At 37.2% G+C, this 24,061-nt stretch carries 17 protein-coding genes and 1 tRNA gene; 7 read left to right on the forward strand and 11 right to left on the reverse strand.

Annotated features, from left to right (window positions below):
• Nucleotides 1-62: 62 nt before the first annotated feature.
• Both ACFIMM_RS01275 and ACFIMM_RS01280 read right to left on the reverse strand, forming a co-directional pair.
• Complete coding sequence (locus ACFIMM_RS01275; RefSeq protein WP_375628413.1) at nucleotides 63-3,197, reverse strand: efflux RND transporter permease subunit; 3,135 nt, start codon at nucleotides 3,195-3,197, stop codon at nucleotides 63-65.
• The gene (locus tag ACFIMM_RS01280) at nucleotides 3,194-4,333 is read right to left on the reverse strand and encodes an efflux RND transporter periplasmic adaptor subunit (RefSeq protein ID WP_375628415.1); all 1,140 of its coding nucleotides are present in this window, start codon (nucleotides 4,331-4,333) and stop codon (nucleotides 3,194-3,196) included. The genes ACFIMM_RS01275 and ACFIMM_RS01280 overlap by 4 nt, the downstream gene beginning before the upstream one ends.
• A 369-nt stretch (nucleotides 4,334-4,702) precedes the next feature.
• Here ACFIMM_RS01280 and ACFIMM_RS01285 point away from each other — a divergent pair.
• From ACFIMM_RS01285 to ACFIMM_RS01300, 4 genes are all read left to right on the forward strand, one after another.
• Nucleotides 4,703-4,779: transfer RNA gene (locus ACFIMM_RS01285), tRNA-Arg, on the forward strand.
• A gap of 756 nt (nucleotides 4,780-5,535) precedes the next feature.
• Nucleotides 5,536-7,209 (forward strand): formate--tetrahydrofolate ligase, encoded by a 1,674-nt coding sequence (locus ACFIMM_RS01290; protein WP_375638168.1) that lies wholly within the window; start codon nucleotides 5,536-5,538, stop codon nucleotides 7,207-7,209.
• Nucleotides 7,210-7,397: 188 nt separating this feature from the next.
• Complete coding sequence (gene rpsU / locus ACFIMM_RS01295; RefSeq protein ID WP_375692582.1) at nucleotides 7,398-7,631, forward strand: 30S ribosomal protein S21; 234 nt, start codon at nucleotides 7,398-7,400, stop codon at nucleotides 7,629-7,631.
• A gap of 1,619 nt (nucleotides 7,632-9,250) precedes the next feature.
• Entirely contained in the window at nucleotides 9,251-9,811 is a 561-nt protein-coding gene (locus ACFIMM_RS01300) for an SH3 domain-containing protein (RefSeq protein ID WP_375612838.1), read from the forward strand.
• A gap of 46 nt (nucleotides 9,812-9,857) precedes the next feature.
• Here ACFIMM_RS01300 and irrA read toward each other — a convergent pair whose 3' ends face one another.
• Nucleotides 9,858-10,370, reverse strand: a complete 513-nt coding sequence (gene irrA / locus ACFIMM_RS01305; protein WP_375612837.1) for an iron response transcriptional regulator IrrA — start codon at nucleotides 10,368-10,370, stop codon at nucleotides 9,858-9,860.
• 232 nt (nucleotides 10,371-10,602) lie between these two features.
• Between irrA and fabA the strand changes: the two genes are divergently transcribed.
• The 3 genes from fabA to fabI are packed head-to-tail and all read left to right on the forward strand — an operon-like array spanning nucleotide 10,603 to nucleotide 13,257.
• Entirely contained in the window at nucleotides 10,603-11,112 is a 510-nt protein-coding gene (gene fabA, locus ACFIMM_RS01310; RefSeq protein ID WP_273722474.1) for a 3-hydroxyacyl-[acyl-carrier-protein] dehydratase FabA, read from the forward strand.
• Nucleotides 11,113-11,169: 57 nt separating this feature from the next.
• Nucleotides 11,170-12,390 (forward strand): beta-ketoacyl-ACP synthase I, encoded by a 1,221-nt coding sequence (gene fabB, locus ACFIMM_RS01315; protein ID WP_375628420.1) that lies wholly within the window; start codon nucleotides 11,170-11,172, stop codon nucleotides 12,388-12,390.
• Between the two features lie 48 nt (nucleotides 12,391-12,438).
• Entirely contained in the window at nucleotides 12,439-13,257 is an 819-nt protein-coding gene (fabI, locus tag ACFIMM_RS01320) for an enoyl-ACP reductase FabI (RefSeq protein ID WP_375610038.1), read from the forward strand.
• A gap of 1,846 nt (nucleotides 13,258-15,103) precedes the next feature.
• Here fabI and gpsA read toward each other — a convergent pair.
• From gpsA to dnaN, 8 genes are all read right to left on the reverse strand, one after another.
• Nucleotides 15,104-16,111, reverse strand: a complete 1,008-nt coding sequence (gene gpsA / locus ACFIMM_RS01325) for an NAD(P)H-dependent glycerol-3-phosphate dehydrogenase (RefSeq protein ID WP_375612834.1) — start codon at nucleotides 16,109-16,111, stop codon at nucleotides 15,104-15,106.
• Between the two features lie 399 nt (nucleotides 16,112-16,510).
• Nucleotides 16,511-17,359, reverse strand: coding sequence for a cytochrome o ubiquinol oxidase subunit IV (cyoD, locus tag ACFIMM_RS01330; protein ID WP_375692583.1), 849 nt, complete (start codon nucleotides 17,357-17,359; stop codon nucleotides 16,511-16,513).
• On the reverse strand, nucleotides 17,359-18,027 hold the full coding sequence (locus ACFIMM_RS01335; protein WP_375628427.1) for a cytochrome (ubi)quinol oxidase subunit III: 669 nt from the start codon (nucleotides 18,025-18,027) through the stop codon (nucleotides 17,359-17,361). Before ACFIMM_RS01335 ends, cyoD begins: the two co-directional genes overlap by 1 nt.
• Nucleotides 18,024-20,042, reverse strand: a complete 2,019-nt coding sequence (gene cyoB, locus ACFIMM_RS01340) for a cytochrome o ubiquinol oxidase subunit I (RefSeq protein WP_375611433.1) — start codon at nucleotides 20,040-20,042, stop codon at nucleotides 18,024-18,026. Before cyoB ends, ACFIMM_RS01335 begins: the two co-directional genes overlap by 4 nt.
• A gap of 76 nt (nucleotides 20,043-20,118) precedes the next feature.
• Nucleotides 20,119-21,090 carry a ubiquinol oxidase subunit II gene (gene cyoA / locus ACFIMM_RS01345; protein WP_375611432.1) on the reverse strand — a complete coding sequence of 324 codons (972 nt, stop codon included), beginning with the start codon at nucleotides 21,088-21,090 and terminating at the stop codon, nucleotides 20,119-20,121.
• 130 nt (nucleotides 21,091-21,220) lie between these two features.
• Nucleotides 21,221-21,673 carry a type II 3-dehydroquinate dehydratase gene (gene aroQ, locus ACFIMM_RS01350; protein ID WP_375692584.1) on the reverse strand — a complete coding sequence of 151 codons (453 nt, stop codon included), beginning with the start codon at nucleotides 21,671-21,673 and terminating at the stop codon, nucleotides 21,221-21,223.
• A 53-nt stretch (nucleotides 21,674-21,726) separates the two neighbouring features.
• The gene (recF, locus tag ACFIMM_RS01355; RefSeq protein ID WP_375611469.1) at nucleotides 21,727-22,860 is read right to left on the reverse strand and encodes a DNA replication/repair protein RecF; all 1,134 of its coding nucleotides are present in this window, start codon (nucleotides 22,858-22,860) and stop codon (nucleotides 21,727-21,729) included.
• A gap of 20 nt (nucleotides 22,861-22,880) precedes the next feature.
• Nucleotides 22,881-24,002, reverse strand: coding sequence for a DNA polymerase III subunit beta (dnaN, locus tag ACFIMM_RS01360; RefSeq protein ID WP_375612831.1), 1,122 nt, complete (start codon nucleotides 24,000-24,002; stop codon nucleotides 22,881-22,883).
• Nucleotides 24,003-24,061: the final 59 nt, after the last annotated feature.

Genomic DNA, 24,061 nt, shown 5'->3' on the forward strand with positions numbered 1-24,061 from the left:
GATAAGATCCGAAAATGATATTTTTACAAGAATAAACTTTCAAATCTTTTCTATCATATACATCATTTAACTTGATTGAGTTCTTTTGTTAAACGTAAATCTTCTTCTGCTTTTGGTCTTATAAAACGCCCTAAAAAAAGATAAACAACCGGTGTGACATAAAGCGTAAAAATAGTTGCTAAACCTAAGCCACCAACGATAACCCAACCTAAGGCTATACGAGCTTCTGCGCCAGCACCTTTGGCCAAAACCAAAGGAATACCTCCTAAAATGGCACAAATCATTGTCATACAAACTGGACGAAGGCGAATGTTTGCTGCTTCTTCTACGGCTTCACGCACGCTTCTTCCCTGATCGCGTAATTGATCTGCAAATTCAACAATGAGAATACCATTTTTTGCCATAACACCAATTAACAAAATTAATCCAATTTGGCTGTAAATATTAAGACTTACACCACTTAATAGCATAGCAATTACAGCACAACCAATCCCTAATGGGACAGTGGCCATAATAATGAATCCTGAAATAAAGCTTTCAAACTGAGCAGCCAAAATCAATAAAATAATCAAAAAGGCAATGCCAAAAACAATCATAAAATTGGAAGATGTTTCATTAAGCGTTTCGGCTTCCCCTAAGGGAACCAAATAGGTTCCTTTTGATAACAAAGGAGAAGCAATTTTCTGTACAGTTTGGTAAGCTTCCCCTAAAGCGATATCTGGAGTAAGATTTGCGCTTAAAATAACAGCACTCATGCGTTTTTCCCGTTTTAATTGAGGAGCAATAGCTTTTTCATGTAAACGCGCAATAACCGATAAAGGAACATATCGATTGTCTTTGGTTTTTAAAAAAATATTTTCTAAATCGCTAGGACTCTTCATAGAATTTGTACGCGATATCAATTTAACATCGTAAGAATGATCATCCACGTTAATGGAACCAATCTTTTTACCATCCAACATTGTTTGTAATGTATCGCCCAAATTGGTGATATCAATCCCTAAATCGGAGGCTTTTTTTCGATTGATTTCAATAAAAAATTGCGGTTGTGTTGCATCAACAGTAAGGCGTGGGCGAATAAAACGCGGATCATCTTGTAAAGCACTTACCAGCTTATCAGCAATGGGTTGTAATATTGCATAATCATTGCCAAGAATTGCAAATTGCAACCCTTGCCCAGTTCCGCTCACACCTAGAGAATTTCCCTGCGCAGCAAACACAAAAACTGCGGGAAACTGTTTAACCTTTGCATTAATATCTTTCACGATTTCTTGCTGACTCCGTAAACGTTTATCCCAAGATGAAAGCAATAAAATCAAAAAAGCAGTATTGGGTGAACCGCCAGCACCCGCAATAGAGTAACTGTTAGCAATCTCCCCTGCATCACGTAATGGCTGTAGACTTGCTTCAATTTGCTCTATTTGCTCGTTCAAATATTGTGTTGAAATACCTTGTGGTCCATTAATAACCAAAAAGATCACAGCTCTGTCTTCTGCTGGCGTTAATTCCTGTTGTAGCTTCGTATAGCCTCCAACACAAAGACCCGCAAAAATAAGTGAAGCAAAAACAACAGCCCAAGGCTTTTCTAAACACTTATGCAAACTGTAAGTATATGCCTTATGAAAAAAATTACCTAATTTATATAAAAAAGCAAAATGATGGGACTTTTCCTCTTTTTCCTCAATATGTTCTTTGAGAAAACGCGAAGCCAACATTGGACAAAGCGTTAAGGCAACAACTGAAGAAAGCAAAATAGAAATTGCCAAAACAAAACCAAATTCTCTAAAAAGACCTCCAACTTGCCCAGGAAGAAAGGAAATAGGAACAAACACAGCCACTAATGTCAATGTTGTTGCTAAAACAGCAAAAAACACTTCACGTGTTCCTATCACCGCTGCTGCTCTGGAACCTAATCCCATATTGCGCCACCGAACAATATTCTCAAGAACAACAATGGCATCATCCACAACAAGCCCTGTTGCTAAAACAAGTCCTAAAAATGTGAGAATATTCAATGAAAACCCTACAAGATAAATAGCCGCAATGGTACCAATCAAAGCGACAGGAAGAGATAAAGCAGGTATCAGCGTTACACGAATGTCTCTGAGAAAAAGAAAAATGACCAAGATAACGCTCAAAATAGCAATGACCAACGCAACTTCAACCTCATGAAGAGCGCTTTTAATAAAAATTGCATCGTCATTAATAACGTCTATATTTACAGAAGAAGGAACAATACTTTTGAGATTATCAACAACGGCTCTCACACCTTCAGAAATATTAAGAGTGTTGGATTGTGCTTTACGCACGATACCTAATCCAATACCTGTCTTTCCATTGATACGAAGAATAACTGTTTCTATATCCGGCGATAAAGTAACATGCGCAACATCACCAAGATGCACATGAGGCTTTAAAACAACTTGTTCAAAAGATTCTGGTGTTGTTAAACGTGCAGTAGCACGTACAACTAAAGTTTGCTTAGAATTGCGTAATGACCCTACTGGCACATCTGTTGTCATATCAGCAAGAACACGTGAAATATCTGCTACAGTTAATCCATAACTTGCAAGTTTTGCTTGATCTATATCAATCTGAAAAATCTTTGTGCGAGCACTATCGACCTGTACATCACCAACACCATCAACAGCAGAAATAGCATCAACAATCTGATCGTTTACAATCGTGGTTAAATCATCAACACTCATTGTTGGTGACGTCACAACCAAATACATCATGGCAGCAGCATTCGAATCTGCTTTAATAATCAAAGGCGAATCCGCATCTTTCGGTAAAGAATAGGTAACACGAGAGAGAGCATCACGAATATCAGATGCTGCAACATTCAAATCAACACCGACATTAAAGTTAATCTTCACACGGGAGCGTCCAAAAGAAGACGTTGAAGAAATCGTCTTAACACCTGAAACACGAGAAACAGCATCTTCTATAACTTTTGTAACTTCACGATCAATTGTTTCTGCCGATGCACCAGAAAACATCGTCACAATCGTTGTTACAGGAGTATCAACATCGGGTAATTCTCTTACATCAACATTTAACCATGCTGCAAATCCTGCAATGATGATCATAGCATTCAAAACAAGAGTAAAAACCGGTCTGCGAATAAATAAGGTAATGAGACCACCTTGCTCCACCTTTGACATAGGCTGTTTTGTGCTCAATTCTTGGCTCATTGTATATCCGTTCCATAACCTACTGATAATTGCTGTTGATGAGACTTTGGATCATCAATAGTTACCTTACTTCCTGGATAAAGCATTTGCACCCCTTGAATGACAACTTGATCACCATTTTCTAGGGGAGCTTTCACGAAAACATGATCGGCTTTATGCTGAATAATTGATACGGGTATAGCCTCTACTTTTCCTTCTCTCACACGCCAAACGAATGACCCTTTACTATTCCATTGAACTGCAAGAGGATTAACGACAGGAAAAGAACCACCATGAAACTGCAAGGAAACAGAAAAGGACATACCAGACATGAGCGTATCTTTTTCATTATTGATTTCAACCTGAACATGAAGTGTGCGACTTTCTGGATCAACGATATTATCAATCGCATAAATATGACCAACAAAAGATCTATCTGGCTGCGCGATTAACGTTGCCGTTACCTCATCTCCTTTATGGATGCGCGACACATATCGTTCAGGGGCCCATATATCGACCAAAATACGTTCTCTATTCTCAATACGGCCTATTACAGTATTAAGGGTCACGTTATTCCCCGCATCAACGGGCAAAATACCAACAACTCCAGGAATCGGTGCTCGAATTGTTCGCCGATCGAGATCTAATTCAGCATTACGCAAAACTAAATTTGCGTTATCCAACTCTAAGCGTGCCATAATTTCTTGAACTTCCGTTGCCGTATTGCTGGCGCGTAATTTAAGAATACGCGAAAGCGTCAACGCATTGTTATCACGTTGCACTTTTGCTTTTGCAGCCGCTATTTCTTCTTTTTTAGAATCAAGCTTTGCAATCACATCATCAGCTTGTACTTTTGTACCCGCTGATACAAAAAGCTTATCAATAACACCTGAGGATAAAGGGGTAAGCTCGACTTCTGCAAGAGCTTTTCCACTCCCAAGAACGTTAAGTTGTTCATAAAGATCTTGAACTTTTACAAGATCAACGACAACATTTACCGGTGGCCTTCCCATTTTTTCATTTGAAGCTTTATCCGATACTCTTGTTTTATCCACCATAGAAATGGGTTGGTCTGCACTCTTTTTTCCAGCCCAATAAGTAACCGTTAAAACAACGATTAAAAACACTAATGGAAAGCTCTTTTTTAATAACGCCATACATCCGCCCTTGCTGTGTCATGTTCATCTGAAATAGTTTTCAACAGTAATATCGGCGTTTTACACAAAAACCCAACAGCGGGTGTATATATCTTACCCCCACCGCAAAAAACACATCTCATCTCTGCTTGACTATCTTTCATAGATTAAAACGTCAAGTTAACTATCGTTCATATTGCTTTGTATAGTCATGACAAAAAAATGTTCATATCAAAACCAACTGAAGCCATAATATATTATATCCTTTTTTAAAATATATCATAAAAAAAGAGAGATTTTTTTTATGACGACTCAAGTTTCACTTGCATTTCTTTAATGAAACGATTAGGAACCCTTTTGTCTTAGACAATGTAAAAAATTGAAATGTATGCACCCGTAGCTCAGCTGGATAGAGCACCAGACTACGAATCTGGGGGTCAGGAGTTCGAATCTCTTCGGGTGCGCCATCTATCAATATCTTACTTATAAAGTCAGACTTTTTAAATTCTTTATTTTGTGATTTATTTTTACCTATCTTTGTATTTTGTTATTTCATTCTGTTGTGAGTCGTTTCTTTAGCCATTTTGCTAGAATAAGATGTTACGAGTCCTTCAATTCAGCTCTAAGTTGCTTTTATTAGCTTATAATCGTAGCGATTGCATGAGTAGCGTATGTTGTTGTTTTCTTTTTTCAATCTATGCGCTTGTTTTTGGTCTCTTCCGGATTATACTCTCTACTCAGTTAGGTAATTTTTTACGTGCTTATTTCTAATTGTTCCATAACTGGATGTTTCTGGATATTTTATTCCTAGCAGTCCCATCTTAAGAGGGACTTCAGATGTGTCGCCATAAATTCCGGTTTACCACCATGTGAAACTTTTTCAGTGTGTTGTTAGAAAGAATAAATAAACTACTTCTCAAACGTACTACTATGAAACACTTATGGTATCCATTAATGTCATCAGCATTTGTTGCAAACCAAAGCTTCTTTTCGCAATATTTTTAATTGAATTAAACGTATTTTTACTGCTTAAAAGCAAAAAGATTCTTTTTCCTAAAAAACAATAAAACTCTTCTTGTGCTTCTTTAGCATTATCTCTTGCATGGCATATCATCGATTTCTATGATATCTTAATATTTTTCTGTTCTCTATGAATTTTTCTAATTAATCCATGGAGTACAGATCTCAAACATTAATAAAAGCTGAATTTAAAGAATTTTTCCATGCCTAAAACTGATATTGAAATTGCTCGCACTGCTAAAAAGCAACATATTATTGAAATTGCACAAAAAATTGGTATTTCACATGAAAATCTCATTCCCTATGGTCATGATAAAGCTAAAATTTCTTCTGAATACATAAAATCGCTTAATAAAAATCCAGATGGTAAACTTATCCTTGTCACAGCTATCAATCCCACACCTGCCGGAGAAGGCAAAACAACAACAACAGTTGGACTAAGTGATGCTCTTAATCTTATTGGTAAAAAAACAATAGCTACCTTGAGAGAACCATCTTTAGGTCCCTGTTTTGGTGTAAAAGGTGGTGCTGCTGGTGGTGGTTATGCGCAAGTCATTCCAATGGATGACCTTAATTTACATTTTACCGGTGATTTTCATGCTATTACATCTGCTCATAATCTTCTTGCCGCAATGATAGATAATCATCTTTATTGGGGAAATACTCTAAACATTGATCCACGTCGCATTGTTTGGAAGCGCGTTCTTGATATGAATGACCGTGTATTGCGCGATATTGTCATTTCATTGGGGGGCATAACAAATGGTTTTCCACGTCAAACAGGTTTTGATATTACTGTTGCATCAGAAATTATGGCGCTTCTTTGTCTCTCTGAAAATTTAGAAAACCTTACACAAAGACTCAAAAAAATTATTGTTGCTTATCGTTATGATAAAACGCCCATCACCGTTGCTGATCTCAATGCGGAAGGTGCAATGGCAGTTCTTCTCAAAGATGCTATACAACCCAATCTCGTACAGACAATTGAAAATAATCCTGTTCTCGTTCATGGAGGACCTTTTGCCAACATTGCTCATGGTTGCAATTCAGTTATAGCAACAAAAACTGCTTTAAAACTTGCTGATTATGTTGTCACAGAAGCAGGGTTTGGAGCAGATCTTGGAGCAGAAAAGTTCTTCAATATCAAATGTAGGCAAGCAGGTATTGTACCAAATGCTACAGTGATCGTCGCAACTATTCGTGCATTAAAAATGAATGGTGGTCTGGATAAAAATAACCTGACAGAAGAAAATATCACCGCTTTAGAAAAAGGAGCTGCCAATCTTTTACGACACATAAAAAATATGAAGCACTACGGTATTCCTTGTGTTGTGGCTATCAATCATTTTGACAGCGATAGCGATGCTGAAATAAAAACATTACAAAAAATAGTTGCAACAACTGGACACAAAGCTATTATCTGTAAGCATTGGGAACAAGGTGGAAAAGGCGCTATAGAACTTGCACAAGAACTCGTTACCTTGATTGAAAAGCACGATTCTGATTTTAAAGTTCTCTATCAAGATGATATTCCACTCGTTCAAAAAATTAATTGTATTATAACAAAGCTATACGGTGGACGTGGCGCCATCATCTCAGCCCCTATTCTCAAACAACTTGAAACTTGGGAAAAAGAAGGTTTTGGCGTCTACCCTATTTGTATGGCAAAAACACCTTATTCTTTTTCTTCTGATCCCACGCAATACGGAGCTCCTGTTGATTTTGAAATTCCCATACGAGAAGTTCGTCTCTGTGCGGGAGCCGGCTTTATTGTTGTCATTTGTGGAGATGTTATGACCATGCCGGGACTACCCCATTATCCCACGGCTGAAAAAATTCATCTTGACGAAAATGATCAAATACAAGGACTTTCATAAATTTATAACCGTAAATTCTATCATTCATTATAAAAAGCGTTTTTATTGTAAAAAAAATAGAATTTTAAAAAGCGATATAGACAAATGTCTCATTTATATGATATAAGTGCTTGTCCTTTTGGATATGCCTTTAAAAGGACGTAGGTTTTTTCCTATCATTTATGACACTGAAAAAAGCAGGATAGATAGTGCAAGTACTCGTTCGTGATAATAATGTTGACCAAGCGCTCCGTGCGTTTAAAAAAAAGATGCAGCGTGAAGGTATCTTCCGTGAAATGAAAATGCGTAGTTATTATGAGAAGCCATCTGAGAAGCGTGCTCGTGAAAAAGCTGAAGCTATTCGTCGTACACGCAAGCTTGCTCGTAAGCGTGCACAAAGAGAAGGTTTTGTTAGTAACGGACGAACTGTTGCGGTAAAGTAATATACTTTATGATATTATATAATTGCATAAGCAATAGATAGTAAGCTACTAGAAAATTTTATCTTCATAGGCAATTGCGATGAATTGCTTGGGTAGGTTTTTATGTACAATGTTATCTAATATGTTAGTTATTTGAAAATAATAAGGTTTCTATCATAGAGGTGGTTTTTATTTCACTCTTATATTTTAAAAATAGATAACAAACTACACTTGAGATATTTAAGCGACTTTTTCCTATGTAAATTGAGTGCGGTGTGTTTTATTATCACTTTTCGCTATAATTTTCTCCTTCTGGATATCTCTTACATCACTGCTTCTTATGTACAAATTTCATGATGAACTTCTTTTTTGTCATTAAATATTCTACATCTTTCGATCATCCTAGGTCTGATTACAAAACAAAAATAACTATCGCAATATGCGATTGTGTGTAAAATATAATATCAAATTCATAATCCTCTTTCCCTTCAGTTATGTAACGAAACGATATAATTCCATAACTTTTTATATCTCTTGATTCTATCTCTCTAAAGGATGACGAATTTCAACCACTGCACTATAGATTCTTTTTTCTTGATAAATTTCTTCTATTCATCACTTATGTAATTACCCTCATCAGTGTATCGAATAAGCCTTTCTATTTCATTCAACTTTCTTCTATACTGAGTTAGAGAAAAAGAAAATTGACAATAAACAGAGAAAACACTGTATTTTAATATGGATGAATGTGCCTTTTATTACCATTTTTGATGGAAATGTTTTTAAAATTTAAATAACGAGTTAAAGTTTTTAACGCGGAGATTTATTATTATAAGTAATCGTTTTTCATATTAAGTAATAATTCTGAATAACGTAAAGTTTCTCAACACTTTCTCATATTGAATCAATCAAGATTATTTTCTTGTACATCATAAGCGGGATTCGTATGCAAATAGAATAAAAGCTATTTAAGAAAAAACAAAAATGCTTCTTATAAACACTATGAATAATAGGAACTGCATAACATTGAAAGCTGGTAAATAGAACGATGGAGCCAGCTTATCTACCATACGGATAAGCATTATCATGGCATAAGATTAGAGTGTAGAAAATTTTATAAATGAATTATCACGAAAAAGTGTCCTGTTAAAATTAGCCCTTCATATATCAATCTACTCTATAATGTTGCTCATATTTTTACGCTTAAATGTTTTATTTATCGTATTATTTTGTTCATTCAAAACTTCTTTTCAAGCCACACAATAATCCCTTTCTGAACAGCTCTTTGTTCATAGTATGCATACATGCACTTTTACTTTGAGAAACAAACTCAAAAAAGAGATGCAATACTTTAGCCCTAATTTCCTGTACAAAAACTGCCTATGGCTCCAATATACTTTACTGTTTTATCACGCTTACAGCTACATAAAAATCTAATGTTTATTTATATCTACCCCCTCATAAACAAGATAAGCACTAAGAAATACAAACCTTTTGTTTTCCTTATTTTGATATTTTTGTAGCAATTTTTTCATCGTTTAGATCTCTTTAACGAGCAATGTGTCATACTTTTTATCAGTTTCCAGTCTTATCTTTCAGATTTTAAATTTCCAATATATGACGAAATAAAGGAGTTCGGTGTGCAAAATTCTCGTTGGTTTCGCGTTTCAATACTCATATCATGTATCTTAATAGCAATAGTCATTGTATTGGGTTCATCTCATTTGTTGCATGCACAAACATTTAATCAAAATTTAGGGCCCAGTGGTTTACCACTTCCGCGATTTGCTTCGATTAAACCCACCAGCGTTAATGTACGCGTCGGACCAGGAAGCAACTATTCAATCATTTTCACCTACAAAAAGAAGGGCTTACCTATTGAAATCATTCAAGAATATGATCAATGGCGCAAAATTCGTGATGCAGAAGGCGATGAGGGATGGGTGTATCAATCGCTTTTATCGGGAAAGCGAACTGCTATAACTATTCCATGGCAAAAAGATAAAACAAAAAGGCTGATGCTACGAAAAAACCCCACCGACAACGCAGAACTTGTGGCGGAAGTAGAACCTAACGTCATTGGTAACATCCGCCAATGTGATGGACAATGGTGCGAACTAAACATTAATAATACGCGCGGATGGCTTCAGCAACCCCAGTTATGGGGAATCTATCCTGATGAAAAAGTAAAAGGTTGGTGAATACTCAAACTCAACAAGTTTAATTTTTATTCCTCATTGAATATCCTCACTGCCTATCACAAGATTGATTTTTTGGTTTCAATCGCACGATTAAATCAACATGTGAAATTTCCATACCTTCTGGTGGCTTAGGCAAATTTCTAATAATGGGAGCTTCTTCCAAATTATAAGGAATATCAAGAATACGATTTTCGCCTTCTATATAAAAATGGTAGTGATCAGAGGTATTGGTATCAAACCAAGTTTTTGAGCCTTCTACGGCAATAATCCGTAATAATCCCGCTTCCGTAAATTGATGAAGCGTATTATAAACCGTTGCTAAAGATACAGGTACACCTGCCCTCACCGCTTCCTCATAGAGCTCTTCAGCAGTAATATGACGATTTCCTTGAGAAAAAATCATATGTGCAAGTTCCAACCGCTGACGTGTTGGACGCAGACCATTTTGACGCAAATGTTTTTCTAACATAGAAATGGAATAATATTGCACAATTTTTCCACACTCTTTTGTGAACTGCTGCTCTTCATTCATATCTAAATTGTCTGCACTCACTGACATAATTACAAACCCAAATATATTCCTGCTAAATAAGATCAAAATACAAAAAAATGGGAATAGTATGGTGTAATCTTGTATTCCATTTTTAAATAATTACCTATGTAGAATACATAAAAAAAGGCTTTTGTCATTAAAAATGATATAAAATCATTTCCCTCTCTTTAAAATTTGCTCTAAAAGTAGGTTGGGAAAAGCGCAGAAATAAAGATATATGCAAATAAATGGAGTAACAATGGCTGAACAAAAGTCTCGCTACACATATGAAGAGCTTCTAAGCTGCGCTCGCGGCGAAATGTTTGGTAGAGGTAATGCGCAATTGCCAGCACCGCCAATGTTAATGATTCATCGAATCACTCAAATTAGTGAAACTGATGGTAAATACGATAAAGGAATGGTTCGCGCCGAATTTGACATTACACCAGACATGTGGTTCTTTAATTGTCACTTTATAGGCGATCCCGTCATGCCAGGATGTCTCGGACTGGATGGTATGTGGCAATTAACAGGTTTTTTTCTTGGTTGGCTAGGCGAACCAGGCAAAGGAAGAGCAATATCAACAGGTGAAGTAAAGTTATCAGGGATGGTAACTCCACAAACCAAAATTCTTGAATATGAAATAGATTTTAAGCGTATTCGACGTGGAAATTTAGTCTTAGGAATAGCTGATGGGTGGCTAAAAGCAGATGGAGAGACTATTTATAAGGCGAACGATTTACGCGTTGCTTTATTCAAAGAAGATTGAACGTTATTTCCGTCAGAAAGAACTTTTCACTATTCTGTATGGAACGAGGAGGTATGAATGCGTCGAGTTGTTGTAACCGGAATGGGAATTGTCTCCGCAATTGGAAATAATCCTGGAGCTGTTTTAACCAGTTTACGTGAAGCAAAATCCGGAATTTCTTACGCACCTCAATATGCTGAATTAGGCTTTCGTAGCAGAGTTTATGGCAAGCCCGATATTAATATAGAAGAACTCGTAGATCGACGTGCTCTACGTTTTCATGGGCGTGGAACAGCATGGAATCACATCGCCATGGATCAAGCAATTGCTGATGCGGGTCTAGAACCGCATGAAGTATCGAACGAACACACGGGTATTATTATGGGTTCTGGAGGTGCTTCAACACATTCAATCGTAGAAGCTGCTGACATTACACGCCAAAAAGGTCCAAAACGTGTTGGACCTTTTGTTGTCCCTAAAGCGATGAGTTCCACAGCATCTGCAACATTAGCAACTTTCTTTAAAATAAAGGGGATCAATTATTCAATCTCTTCAGCTTGTGCTACCTCCAATCATTGTATTGGTAATGCTTACGAAATGATACAATATGGTAAACAGAAGCGCATCTTTGCCGGTGGCTGCGAAGATTTGGATTGGACACTATCTGTTTTATTCGATGCCATGGGCGCTATGTCCAGCAGATATAATGACATTCCTCACAAAGCTTCACGTGCTTATGATGTTAATCGTGATGGTTTTGTCATTGCTGGAGGTGCTGGCGTTTTAGTCCTTGAAGATTTAGAACTTGCTAAAGCACGTGGTGCAAAAATCTACGGAGAAATCGTTGGATACGGTGCGACATCCGATGGACATGATATGGTTGCCCCATCAGGAGAGGGAGCAGAACGATGCATGCGCATGGCCCTTGCAACAGTCGATAATAAAATTGATTATATCAATCCCCATGCGACAGCAACTCCTGTTGGTGATCCTCCTGAGATAGAAGCTATCCGTCGTGTCTTTGGAGCAGGTGATCAATGCCCCCCCATTTCCGCTACCAAGTCTCTAACAGGACATTCCTTGGGAGCAGCAGGTGTTCACGAAGCAATCTATACATTGTTAATGATGAATCATAATTTTATTTGTGAAAGTGCCCATATTGAAGAACTTGATCCAGCTTTTGCTGATATGCCAATCGTTCGTGAACGACGTGATCATCAACAACTGAATACCGTATTGTCGAATACTTTTGGCTTTGGCGGTACCAATGCAACGCTTGTTTTCCAACGTTATGTATAAACAAAAGCTCTTAGTAATTGAAAAAAGTACGGTCTTACGGAGAATAATATGAAAGGTTTGATGGAGGGCAAACGCGGCCTTATTATGGGAATTGCGAATGACCATTCAATTGCTTGGGGCATTGCCTGTCAGCTCGCACAAGCAGGAGCGGAATTAGCGTTGACTTATCAAGGAAATGCTTTTGGAAAACGTGTTCATCCCCTAGCAGATAAACTTGGCTGCAAATTAGTGCTAGAGTGTGACGTTGAAAAAAGTGAAAATATTGATTACGTCTTTGAGCAACTTGAAAAAGAATGGAAAACAATTGATTTTATTGTCCATGCCATTGGTTTTTCAGATAAAACTCAGCTAAAAGGGCGTTACGTTGATGTTACAACACGTGAAAACTTTCAACGCACGATGGTTATTTCAGCTTATTCCTTTACTGAAATTGCCCAGCGCGCGGGTAAGCTTATGCCCAATGGAGGAACACTTTTAACTCTTACCTATGGTGCTTCACAGCAAGTTGTGCCTAATTATAACATCATGGGTGTTGCTAAAGCAGCTTTAGAAGCTATGGTACGTTATTTAGCAGCGGACTTTGGTCCTCAAAATATTCGTGTCAATGCGATTTCCGCTGGTCCTGTTAGAACTTTAGCAGGTAATGGTATTGCAGCTGCACGGGCAATATTTTCACATCAACGCCGTAATGCCCCATTACGGCGTACCGTAGATATTCATGAAATTGGAAAATCTGCTCTTTATCTACTCTCTGACTTATCATCAGGTGTTACAGGTGAAATCCATTATGTTGATTCAGGCTATAACATCATGTCTATGCCAATACTTGAAGAACTGAAAAAAAGTGACGATTCCCAAGAAGAATAAAATTTATTTCATTGCACTAAAAAAGAAAATCAATCATGTACATAGTGCTTTAATCGGGTATTGAGTACTTTCTCAGCTATATAATAGTGTATTGACTTATAATAATATGACGTAAGGAATATGTGCAAATGTTTGTAAGAATAAGTCAATACAAAACCAGATGTACGATGCCTTGTTTCGCAAAATATTTTATAAAAGCCGGAATATTTCTTCAATCCATGGTTGATAAAGTGTGTATTTTATGACGTTATTTACCTTACTAAAGCATACGCTTTTGCCATTGCTTATAAATCAATATCCAACCCTCATGCCACCGCAGTTTGAAACAGAGATTAGAGAATTATTAAAACCCTTAGTTTCAGCTTTTGTGTAGCAAATTGAAAAAAATATTCCTACCGTTTGATTTATTCTTGAAACGCAAATACAATCTAATTTAGGATGAATATGAAGGCGTAAAGAAATCAATCATTAATCTTACTATTGTTCTTTAATGAAAGCATTGCTCTGATGTGTCAGGTAAAATAGAACACCCAAAAACACTATAGCTGTTTCTCCTTCATGCATTTTTTAAAGATATCTCTCAATGCACGCCATTCCATTTCACAATGGTACCTGTAGAACATATAAAAAATCCTTGTGAAGTACATAAAATCCTTTTTTTACCACCATTTTAATGTTTATACAGATGATAAACCGACACCGTCATTTTACTTGCCATGTTCTAATATTGAAACAACCCTTGACACTTGAGATGATTCATTAGAAGTATCTTTAATAATTTTTATCCACATACTAACCCGCTTGTGACAAGCAAACATATATTTTTAATTAACTCAATACAAAAATAAAATGAATTATTTATATAAATCAATTTTTTATCTTTATAATCACATTATTTTTCAGTTTAAATGACAGCCACAAACAAGTACAATAACATTTTTTCAATCTTAGACTTTCAAAGTTATAATTCCAAAAATCATTTCTTGCATATAAAAAACAGAATTGACATGTGAGAAAATAAAAGGCTTAAATATCTCTACTGAACAGCTTCAAGTGCCAAGAGCTGTCTCACAACATTTGGGGGTGTAATGATGCTCGTCTTCCTCCTTCATAAACATAAAGATGGGGATGTGCACAATAGCTTTATCGGTTACACTATTCACAGTCACCGTCGCAAATTGGACTTAGGATTTTTAAGAGAGGTCTCTTTAAAACAAGCACGTGAATATATAACAGCAATCGTGTTTTTTTGGACGTTCTATTTTACCTGACACATCAGAAAAATGCTTTCATTAGAAAATGAGAAAAATAAAGGTGTGAGATAATCTCCATTATTTAAAAGATATTGCTTTAGATAGCGTAAAACTGAATTTAAAAATGATTGTAGAAATGGGAACAGATTTTCAGCTTTAAAATTTCATCTTCTTCCCAAATTAGATTGTCTTCTTGTTTTAAAGAATTACAAAAACAGAGATTCACAATATCCCTGCCCCGATATTCTTAGCTTATACGTTACATAAATAAGATGCTTCTACCTAATGAGTCTTGTATTATTCTGTTTGCAAATATCATTGTGAGATGAATTTAAGAGACAATAAAAATATCTTGTTCATTACATTACATAAACACGTATAAGTGGAAACGACAATTTATCTTCAAAGAGATAGCTCTTAGACAAAAGCCAAAACTTTTATATTTCAGCCATGTTTCATAAAGAATCGAATGATATGAATCTATAATTTTCTGGAATATGACTGCCTTATACAACCATCAATAAAATCTATTTTATATGTCTATCATAGCATGTTTCTATTTTTTACGATTGGAATTATTAAAAAACAGGATATCATTGAATTTCGTCCTTGAGAGCGCGGCTTAGTAATGTGTTTGCCGCTTCAGTTATATTTTTACCACAATAGAGAATTTGATAAATTTGTTCTACAATGGGCATTTCTACCCCAATACGCTGCGCCAACGTATATACTTCCTTGGTATTTAAGTATCCTTCCACAACCTGACCAATTTGTTTTTCTGCTTCTTTTATATCTATTCCTTTACCAAGAAGTATTCCAAAACGGCGATTACGCGACTGATTATCAGTACATGTCAAAACCAGATCACCTAAGCCTGTCATTCCCATAAATGTGGAAAGCTCAGCACCCATAGCCTCCCCTAAACGACTGATTTCAGCTAGTCCTCGTGTGATAAGAGCTATTCGTGCATTTGCCCCAAAACCTATGCCATCTGATATTCCTGCACCAATAGCAATAACATTTTTGACTGCCCCCCCTAATTGAACACCAATCATATCTGAACTTTTATAAACTCTAAAACTTTTGTCACAATGAAAAAGTTGCTGCAATTCTTTACCAAACTCAACATCAGAAGCTGCTATCGTCATTGCAGTAGGCCAACCAATAGCTAGTTCTTGAGCAAAAGTTGGTCCAGAAAAAACAGCTAAAGGAATTTTTTCACCTAAAATCTCACGAGCAACCTCTTGTAAGAAACGTCCAGTACCATGTTCTAAACCTTTTGTAGCCCAAATAACGCGTGAATGCTGATCTAAATAAGGCTGAATATTATACAAAACTTGATGAAATACATGGCTTGGAACAGCGATTAATATATTGTGACTTGCCGTTATTGCAGTTTCAAGGGAAGCTTCAAGTAATAAATTTTCAGGAAATCGAACATCGGGTAAATATACTTGATTACAACGTTGTTCCTGTAATTCTTTGATATGTTGAGGACTATATCCCCAAAGTAAAACATTATGACCATTACGGGCAAGAGCTATCGCTAATGCAGTACCAAAAGAACCAGCACCTATAACTGTCATTGCAACGGTTTTCATTAAATTTTCTGATTATTCTCTAAATTTTTGATTTCAATTGCATATTATTATTACAAATAATTTTAATGCTATCTTTAATATAAATTCTTTAAATCTAAAAATATTACTGCTTCGTAGCTTTTTTATCTCACACAATATAAAAATTTGTTTCGCACATTCTCTTTCTTTGTAGTAAATTTTACAAACATCACTTTTTGTATATTCTACAAATAGCTATTTGTCTCAAAAATTAAAGATTGGCTAAATACCCCACGGACTTTCTCTTTTAAATTAAAAGTATATTCAAAATAATGATACTCATTCCACTGATATCTTGTACTTATCTCCTGCTTTATATCCTACAAATTTCTTCTACGAAGCTGATACATGCCGCATCAGCTCCGTAGATATTTCTAACAACTACTCCACAGGAAACTGCGTATTTGGACCTTGCTCCATGGGCATTTCTGAACCAGGTGCTTGATCTACAGGAGTTTGCGTACTTAGACCCTGCCCCATAGGCATTTCTGAACTAGGTGATTGATCTACAGGAGTTTGCGTACTTAGACCCTGCTCCATAGGCATTTCTGAACTAGGTGCTTGATCTACAGGCGTTTGCGTACTTAGACCCTGCCCCATAGGCATTCCTGAAACAGGTGCTTGATCTACAGGAGTTTGTGTACCTAGACCGTGCCCCATAAGCATTTCTGAAACAGGTGCTTGATCTACAGGAGATTGCGTACCTAGACCCTGCCCCATAGGCATTTCGGAACCAGGTGCTTGATCTACAGGAGTTTGCGTACTTGCACCTTGCTCCATCGAAACCTCTGAGCCCTGTATCTTTTCTGGCTGTTTTCTTACGGATATATCTTTGTTTGATAACTGCTCAGACACTGAAGAATCATCTCTACTTGATATTTCCGGTTCAATAACACGTCCTGAACCACCCATCATATTATAATTCAAATGAGAAATAGCCCACCAAGTTCCCCCAATAATAACAAAAACGCAAATAGCAGCAAACCACAACGCGCTTAAATTCCACTTGGCGTCTGGACCAGAATTCAAGTGCAAAAAGAAAACAATTTGTACTATAATCTGAATAATCGCCATCCCAATAAGATACGCAACCTTTGTACTAACTGCCCAACTTTCCATCATTCCATACATCACAGGAATAAAAGAACCCAAAGTGAAAAATACAGCCAGAATAAAACCAACCAAATAGGAACCAGTACTGGGACCATGTGTTTCATTTTGCACGCTCATCACAACGCTCCTAATAGATAAACCATGGTGAAAACACCAATCCATACAATATCAAGTAAATGCCAAAAAATGGAAAGACATGCTAAACGTGTTTTATTGTTCTGATCCAAGCCATTACGACGAAGATGAAAAAACATCACAACCATCCAAAGAAGGCCAACACTTACGTGAAGTCCATGGGTGCCAACCAAAGCAAAAAATGCTGACCAATAAGCAGAGAGAATTTCCCGTCCAAAAAGCTGTAAACCTGTTGCAGGATCAATACCCGCATAAGCATTTGGATCAAAATAAAAAACCTCACTCAAAAGTTCATGAAATTCGTAAAGTTCCATACCAATGAAGCAACACCCCAATCCAAAGGTAATAGCCATCCATAAACGCACACCACTGATGTTATTTTTATGTGCTTGTACCATTGCAAAGCCATAAGTGACGGACGAAAACAACAAGAAAGCAGTCTCAACCAAAACAAACTTTAAATCTATAAACTCACTGCCCGCTTTACCACCACCATAAGAAGCAGAAAATACAGCAAAACTTGAAAACAGTGTCGAAAACAGGATTAAGTCTGAAAGAATATAGACCCAAAAACCAAACGTCATTACCGAGCTACTATCGTGGTGAAGTTCATCTATAGTACTCGCGTTATTCATTGTTACAGCACTCATACTGTCACTCCTTGTTCTTTAAGAACAGCCGTAAAGGCATCTTCAGTTTTTTGCACTTCTTCAGCTGGAATATAGTAACCATGATGATCACCTGTTAATGAATGACACACAAGCGTTGCAATAAAACCAACCAGTCCAACCGCAACAAGCCACCAAATATGCCAAACAAGCGCAAAACCAACAACTAATGAGAAGAAGCCAGCAATAATTCCAGCCGATGTATTCGATGGCATATGAATTTTTGTAAATCCACTTGTCGGCCGTTGATAACCACTTTTCTTCATATTCCAATAAGCATCATCAGACTGTATCTTTGGAAGGAGGGCAAAATTATAAGAAGGAGGCGGTGAAGAGGTAAACCATTCAAGTGTACGTGCATCACCCCAAGAATCATTTAATGTTACCGGTAAGTGCCCTTTATGCTTAATACCGTACCAAATCGCCAAAACAACCTGTAGCACAAAACAAAGGATACCAAGTAAGATAATACAAGCACCCAATGCAGCAATAATAAACATCGGCTGCCAACTAGGTTCCATGTAATGCTGAAGACGACGCGTCGCCCCCATTAAACCAAGCGCATAAACGGGGAAAAAGGCAAGGTAAAAACCAATAAACCAACACCAAAAAGATGTAATACCTAGTATGCGATTTGGTTTATAACCAAAAACTTTTGGAAACCAAAATGCAATCCCCGCTAAGTACGCAAAAACCACACCTCCAATAATTGTATGATGGAAATGTGCTATCAAAAAGAGCGAATTATGAAACTGCCAATCAGCAGGAACAATAGATAATAAAACACCTGTTAATCCACCACCAACAAATGTAAAGATCATACCCATGCACCAAAGCATAGGAGGCTCAAAGCGAATCCGACCTCTATACATCGTAAGCAGCCAATTAAAAACTTTTACACCGGTTGGAACTGCAATAATCATCGTAGCAATACTAAAGAAGGTATTTACAGCTTCACCCCCACCCATTGTGAAGAAATGATGGCCCCAAACAAGAAGCGAAAGAATCAAAATAACCAACATGGCCCATATCATTGAAGTATAACCAAAGAGGCGTTTTGAAGAAAAAGTTGATACAACTTCAGAAACAATTCCAAAAGCAGGAACAACCAAAACATAAACCTCAGGATGACCAAAAACCCAAACATAGTTAATCCATACCATCGGATTTCCGCCACCAACATTGGTAAAGAAATTCATGTTCAAATAACGATCACATGCCAAGAGTGCAAATGCTACAGCCAAAACAGGATAAATGACTACAATAAGAACATTGCTGACAAAAGCACTCCAACAAAAAATAGGCATTCTCATCATTGTCATTCCAGGAGCACGCATTTTAATCATCGTTGCAATAAAATTCACTGATCCCATTGTTGTTGCAATACCAGAAAGCTGAAGTGACCATAAATAATAATCTACCCCTGTATCTGGACTCGTTTGCAATTCTGTAAAAGGTGGATACATCAACCAACCACCACGACCAAAATTCCCAACACCTAGGGATATGTTAATCAATATCGCCCCTGCAGCCGTAATCCAAAAACCTAGATTATTTGCAAAGGGAAAAGCAACATCACGCGCACCAATTTGAAGTGGTATAAGATAATTAAAAAGACCAAATAAAATAGGCGTGGCCATGAAAAAAATCATGATCGTACCATGCGCCGAAAAAATTTGATCAAAATGCTCAGGGGGCAAATAACCTGCTGTTTCACTCCCAAGAGCTAAAGCTTGATGCGTTCGCATCATAAGTGCGTCCGCAAAACCGCGAACAAGCATAATAATTCCAAGAACGATGTACATAATACCTATGCGTTTATGGTCAACCGTTGTAATCCAATTTCGCCATAGAATCCCCCACCACCCAAGTACTGTTAGAGCAATAACAGCAATTAAACCAACCAAAACAATCGCAATACATGTATACAAAACGATCGGTTCATGTGCAAGCGCATGAAAAGCACCTGCCGTAGGATCTGTAAGTCTTCCAAACATTTCTCAACCCATTTCAAATGAAATTCAAGTTTAAAAGAAACCTTTGTTAAAAGGGCTCTTTACTTTATTGACTCTGTTAAATAACATCAGGATCAAATACTGAACATAGTGCACCCCATAGCGTCTGAGCAGCAGCACGTTTCATTAAATCTTCATTACATACCGTCTTTTCATCGACACATCGATTCACAACACGATAGTAAAGCCGCTTCTCAACAGGTGCAAAATAACGAACTTCAGCATCTTTTTCCTTCGCAGCAATATCACCCATACGAGGCGCAATAGAAAGTTGACGATAAGATGAACGATCAAGTACTCGACCATTAGCCCGAGCTTTTACAATCCAATCCTCAAAATCCTGCAAAGACACAGAATGCCACTTAAACCGCATACCCGAAAAACCATCACCACTATAATTTGCTGAGGCTCCTTTGAATACTCCTTGCTCTTCAGCGACCAAATGCAACTTAGCATTCATCTGCGGCATAGCGTAAAGAACTGTACCCAATTTGGGAACCCAAAAAGCATTGACAGAATTCTCTGACGTCAATTGCAATAAAACTTGACGTCCTTCAGGCGCATAAATCTCATTAATCGATGCAACACCGTATTCAGGATAAATAAAAAGCCATTTCCAATCAAGAGCAACAGCATCAATCTGTAATGGCTTTCCTTCACCTACAACTTCCACTGGAAGAGGATTTGTAGGTTCAAGCTTATAGGTATAATAAGCTGTTAATGAACCTAAAACCATTACAATTACAACTGGAATACCCCACATCAATGCTTCAATTTTATTTGAATGTGCCCAATCAGGAGAATAGTCCGCTTTCATATTCGATGCACGATATTTTATAGCTAAAAATACCACACTCACCATAACTGGGATAACAATACAAAGCATCACCACCACACAAACAACGATCAAAATGAGCTGTTGACGTGCAACATAACCTGATGGCTGCATAACATCAATTTTACAACCAGACAAAAGCAGTGCTCCCCCTAAAATCACAAGCATTTCTAATTGTCTAACAAAGCTTTTCATCTCTATTTACCCCCGTCATACGCACTAAAAACTGTCATAAATATATACCTCACATTGTACAGATTTGAAAATAATTATCAAGAGAATTAAATGCCTATATTACTCTTATTAAATGCTTACTCTTTACCTATCACAATTTAATTGTTTTGCTTAATTGTTTTGCAATATACTCAAGTGCAAACCGATATCCATCACCTCCACACCCAGTTATGATAGCGTCTACACCTGCAGATGTATAAGAATGGTGACGAAAAGCTTCACGCTGATAAATATGAGATAAATGAACTTCTACTTTCGGCCCTGAAAACATTTTTAGGGCATCAAGAAGTGCAACAGATGTATGACTGTAAGCCGCTGGGTTAATGATCAATCCAGAACTTGCCTCTATTGCTTCTTGTATCCATGCCACTAATTGCCCTTCACAATTACTTTGATAAAAATTTATTATGATATCATTTTGTTTTGCCCATTCTCTGCATCTTTTTTCAATATCTTCTAGAGTTTCAGTTCCATAAATTTCTGGCTCACGTTGACCTAGAAAATTTAAATTAGGACCATTTAAAATCGTTATTATCTCTGACATAGCAAGCCTTTTCTTTCAGATCTATCACTTATTAAAAAATATTTAGCATGTTTTTACGGCAATAAAGCGCCATCCTTAATCTCAAAGAATTCTGCGCGTCCTTTTAAGTCATCAAATAAAAGACGATCTGTTCCTGTCATAAATGTTTGTACAGCTAAATCATCAAGAATATCAAATAGAGCAGCACGTCGATGCGAATCAAGATGGGCAGCCATTTCATCAAGAAGAAGAATGGGAGATCTTTCCGACATCATACCTGTTAGACGTGCATGACACAAAACTAAACCTGTTAGCAGCGCTTTTTGTTCACCTGTTGAACAAGATGTTGCTGCTCTATTTTTATCAGCATAAAAAACCTGCAAATCTGCACGATGTGGTCCTTCTAACGTTCGACCAGCAGCACGATCCATTGCGCGATTATGCCGCAATCGATCACAAAATTGTTCTTCAACTTCAGTTGCTGATATTTCACTAAGAGCTGTTTCTAAAAAACCATCAATTTGTAAAAAAGCTCGTGGAAAAGGTATCTGTGAGGGCATTTGTGTAAACATGTCATTTAAAAGACGAATAACATCAACACGCGCCGCAGAAATAGCTGTCGCCAATTCTGCCATTTGCTTTTCTAAAGCATCAAACCAAGCACAATCTTCATTTCCATCTAAAAACAAACGATTACGTGCGCGCATAGCTCTATCATAATCGGCTATGCGGCGCCTATGCAAGGGATCAATCGCCAAAACCATACGGTCCAAAAAACTACGGCGCTCAAGTGAAGGACCTGTAAAAAGACCATCCATAGACGGTGTTAGGACACTAATATGACAATAATCTGTTAGGCAATCACTCGACTCATTCACACCATTAATATGGACCTTTCGACTGTTATCGCTAACCTCAAAAGCTGTACCAATCTTTACTTCACCATAAAGAGCGCATTCAAGACGCGCAAATACAACAAATCCTCCACCACCACCATCTACAAAACTAACGTCAGAATAAACAGCACGCCGCAAACCACGACCAGGAGAAAGAAAAGATAACGCCTCTAAAAGATTCGTCTTACCAGCACCATTATGGCCAGTAAAAACCACATGCTGACCAGAAAAATGAATATTGAAAAAAGAATAATTGCGATAACGTAAAAGCTTCAGCTGCCTCACTGCCACTTTGTGCACATGACTGGCCATGCATTGCAAAACAACTGCCCCTAAACGCGAATAGGCATCAGTACATAGAGCACATCCGCATCATCATTATCACGAATCAGAGCTGGTGCTCCAGCCTCAGCCAACATAAAAACCATCTCATCACTTGAAAGCTGCCCAGCAATATCCAAAAGATAACGTGAATTAAATCCTATCTCAAGCGGTTCAGATGCATAAGTTACTGATAATTGATCTTCTGCACTGCCCGAATCTGGGCTATTAACAACAAGCCTTAACTGTCCATGCTCAATCGTTAATTTAACTGCACGCCCCCGATCACTTGAAATCGTTGAAACACGATCAACTGCAGAAGAAAAGTCCTGCCTATTAACAATTAATTCTTTATCATTTCCAAGAGGGATAACACGTTGATAATCTGGAAATGTTCCATCAATTAATTTTGATGTAAAAATCACAGAGCCTATAGAAAAACGAATTTTTGTCTCCGAAAGCTCTATACATACATCGCTATCATTTTCTTCTGAAAGAAGTTTTTGCAATTCTCCTACAGCTTTACGGGGAACAATAACACCAGGCATTCCCTCAACTCCCGAAGGAGCTTCCATCTCAACTTGTGCCAAACGATGACCATCAGTTGCAACCAAACGCAATTTCAAAACACCATCATTAATAATATGGAAATAAATACCATTAAGATAATAACGGGTTTCTTCAGTAGAAATGGCAAATTGTGTACAATCAAGTAAATGTTTTAAGCCTGATGCCGATAAAGAAAAACGATAACCAAACTGCCCAGGAAGTGACTCTGGAAAGTCTGACTTCGGAAGACATTGAAGCTGAAAATGTGCACACCCCGAAACCACGGACATTGTACCTGCTTGATTCTCATCGACGGACAATACAACTTCATTGCTATCAGGAAGTTTTCGAATGATATCATAGAGCAAATGTGCCGGAACAGTTGTTGCTCCAGCTTGTTTAACATTAACTGCAAAAGATTCCATAACCTCTAAATCAAGGTCTGTTGCTTTTAACTGTACACGGCCATTTTCTGCATCAATCAACACATTCGATAAAATAGGAACAGTATTACGGCGCTCTACCACTCGGTGAACCCGACCAAGAGACTTGAGAAATTGACTGCGATCAACTGTAATACGCATAAAAGCCCCGTATGATTTACTAAAAACTATAAGAATTCTTTAGACTTAAAGAATAGACC

The organism is Bartonella sp. AP258QHHD, assembly GCF_042196145.1.
GTDB lineage: Bacteria > Pseudomonadota > Alphaproteobacteria > Rhizobiales > Rhizobiaceae > Bartonella.

Bases quoted from the DNA above. Each gene is read 5' to 3' on its own strand.
- ACFIMM_RS01275 (WP_375628413.1), bottom strand. From the start codon at position 3,197: ATGAGCCAAGAATTGAGCACAAAACAGCCTATGTCAAAGGTGGAGCAA.
- ACFIMM_RS01280 (WP_375628415.1), bottom strand. From the start codon at position 4,333: ATGGCGTTATTAAAAAAGAGCTTTCCATTAGTGTTTTTAATCGTTGTT.
- ACFIMM_RS01290 (WP_375638168.1), top strand. From the start codon at position 5,536: ATGCCTAAAACTGATATTGAAATTGCTCGCACTGCTAAAAAGCAACAT.
- irrA (WP_375612837.1), bottom strand. From the start codon at position 10,370: ATGTCAGTGAGTGCAGACAATTTAGATATGAATGAAGAGCAGCAGTTC.
- fabA (WP_273722474.1), top strand. From the start codon at position 10,603: ATGGCTGAACAAAAGTCTCGCTACACATATGAAGAGCTTCTAAGCTGC.
- fabB (WP_375628420.1), top strand. From the start codon at position 11,170: ATGCGTCGAGTTGTTGTAACCGGAATGGGAATTGTCTCCGCAATTGGA.
- fabI (WP_375610038.1), top strand. From the start codon at position 12,439: ATGAAAGGTTTGATGGAGGGCAAACGCGGCCTTATTATGGGAATTGCG.
- gpsA (WP_375612834.1), bottom strand. From the start codon at position 16,111: ATGAAAACCGTTGCAATGACAGTTATAGGTGCTGGTTCTTTTGGTACT.
- cyoD (WP_375692583.1), bottom strand. From the start codon at position 17,359: ATGAGCGTGCAAAATGAAACACATGGTCCCAGTACTGGTTCCTATTTG.
- ACFIMM_RS01335 (WP_375628427.1), bottom strand. From the start codon at position 18,027: ATGAGTGCTGTAACAATGAATAACGCGAGTACTATAGATGAACTTCAC.
- cyoB (WP_375611433.1), bottom strand. From the start codon at position 20,042: ATGTTTGGAAGACTTACAGATCCTACGGCAGGTGCTTTTCATGCGCTT.
- cyoA (WP_375611432.1), bottom strand. From the start codon at position 21,090: ATGAAAAGCTTTGTTAGACAATTAGAAATGCTTGTGATTTTAGGGGGA.
- aroQ (WP_375692584.1), bottom strand. From the start codon at position 21,673: ATGTCAGAGATAATAACGATTTTAAATGGTCCTAATTTAAATTTTCTA.
- recF (WP_375611469.1), bottom strand. From the start codon at position 22,860: ATGGCCAGTCATGTGCACAAAGTGGCAGTGAGGCAGCTGAAGCTTTTA.
- dnaN (WP_375612831.1), bottom strand. From the start codon at position 24,002: ATGCGTATTACAGTTGATCGCAGTCAATTTCTCAAGTCTCTTGGTCGG.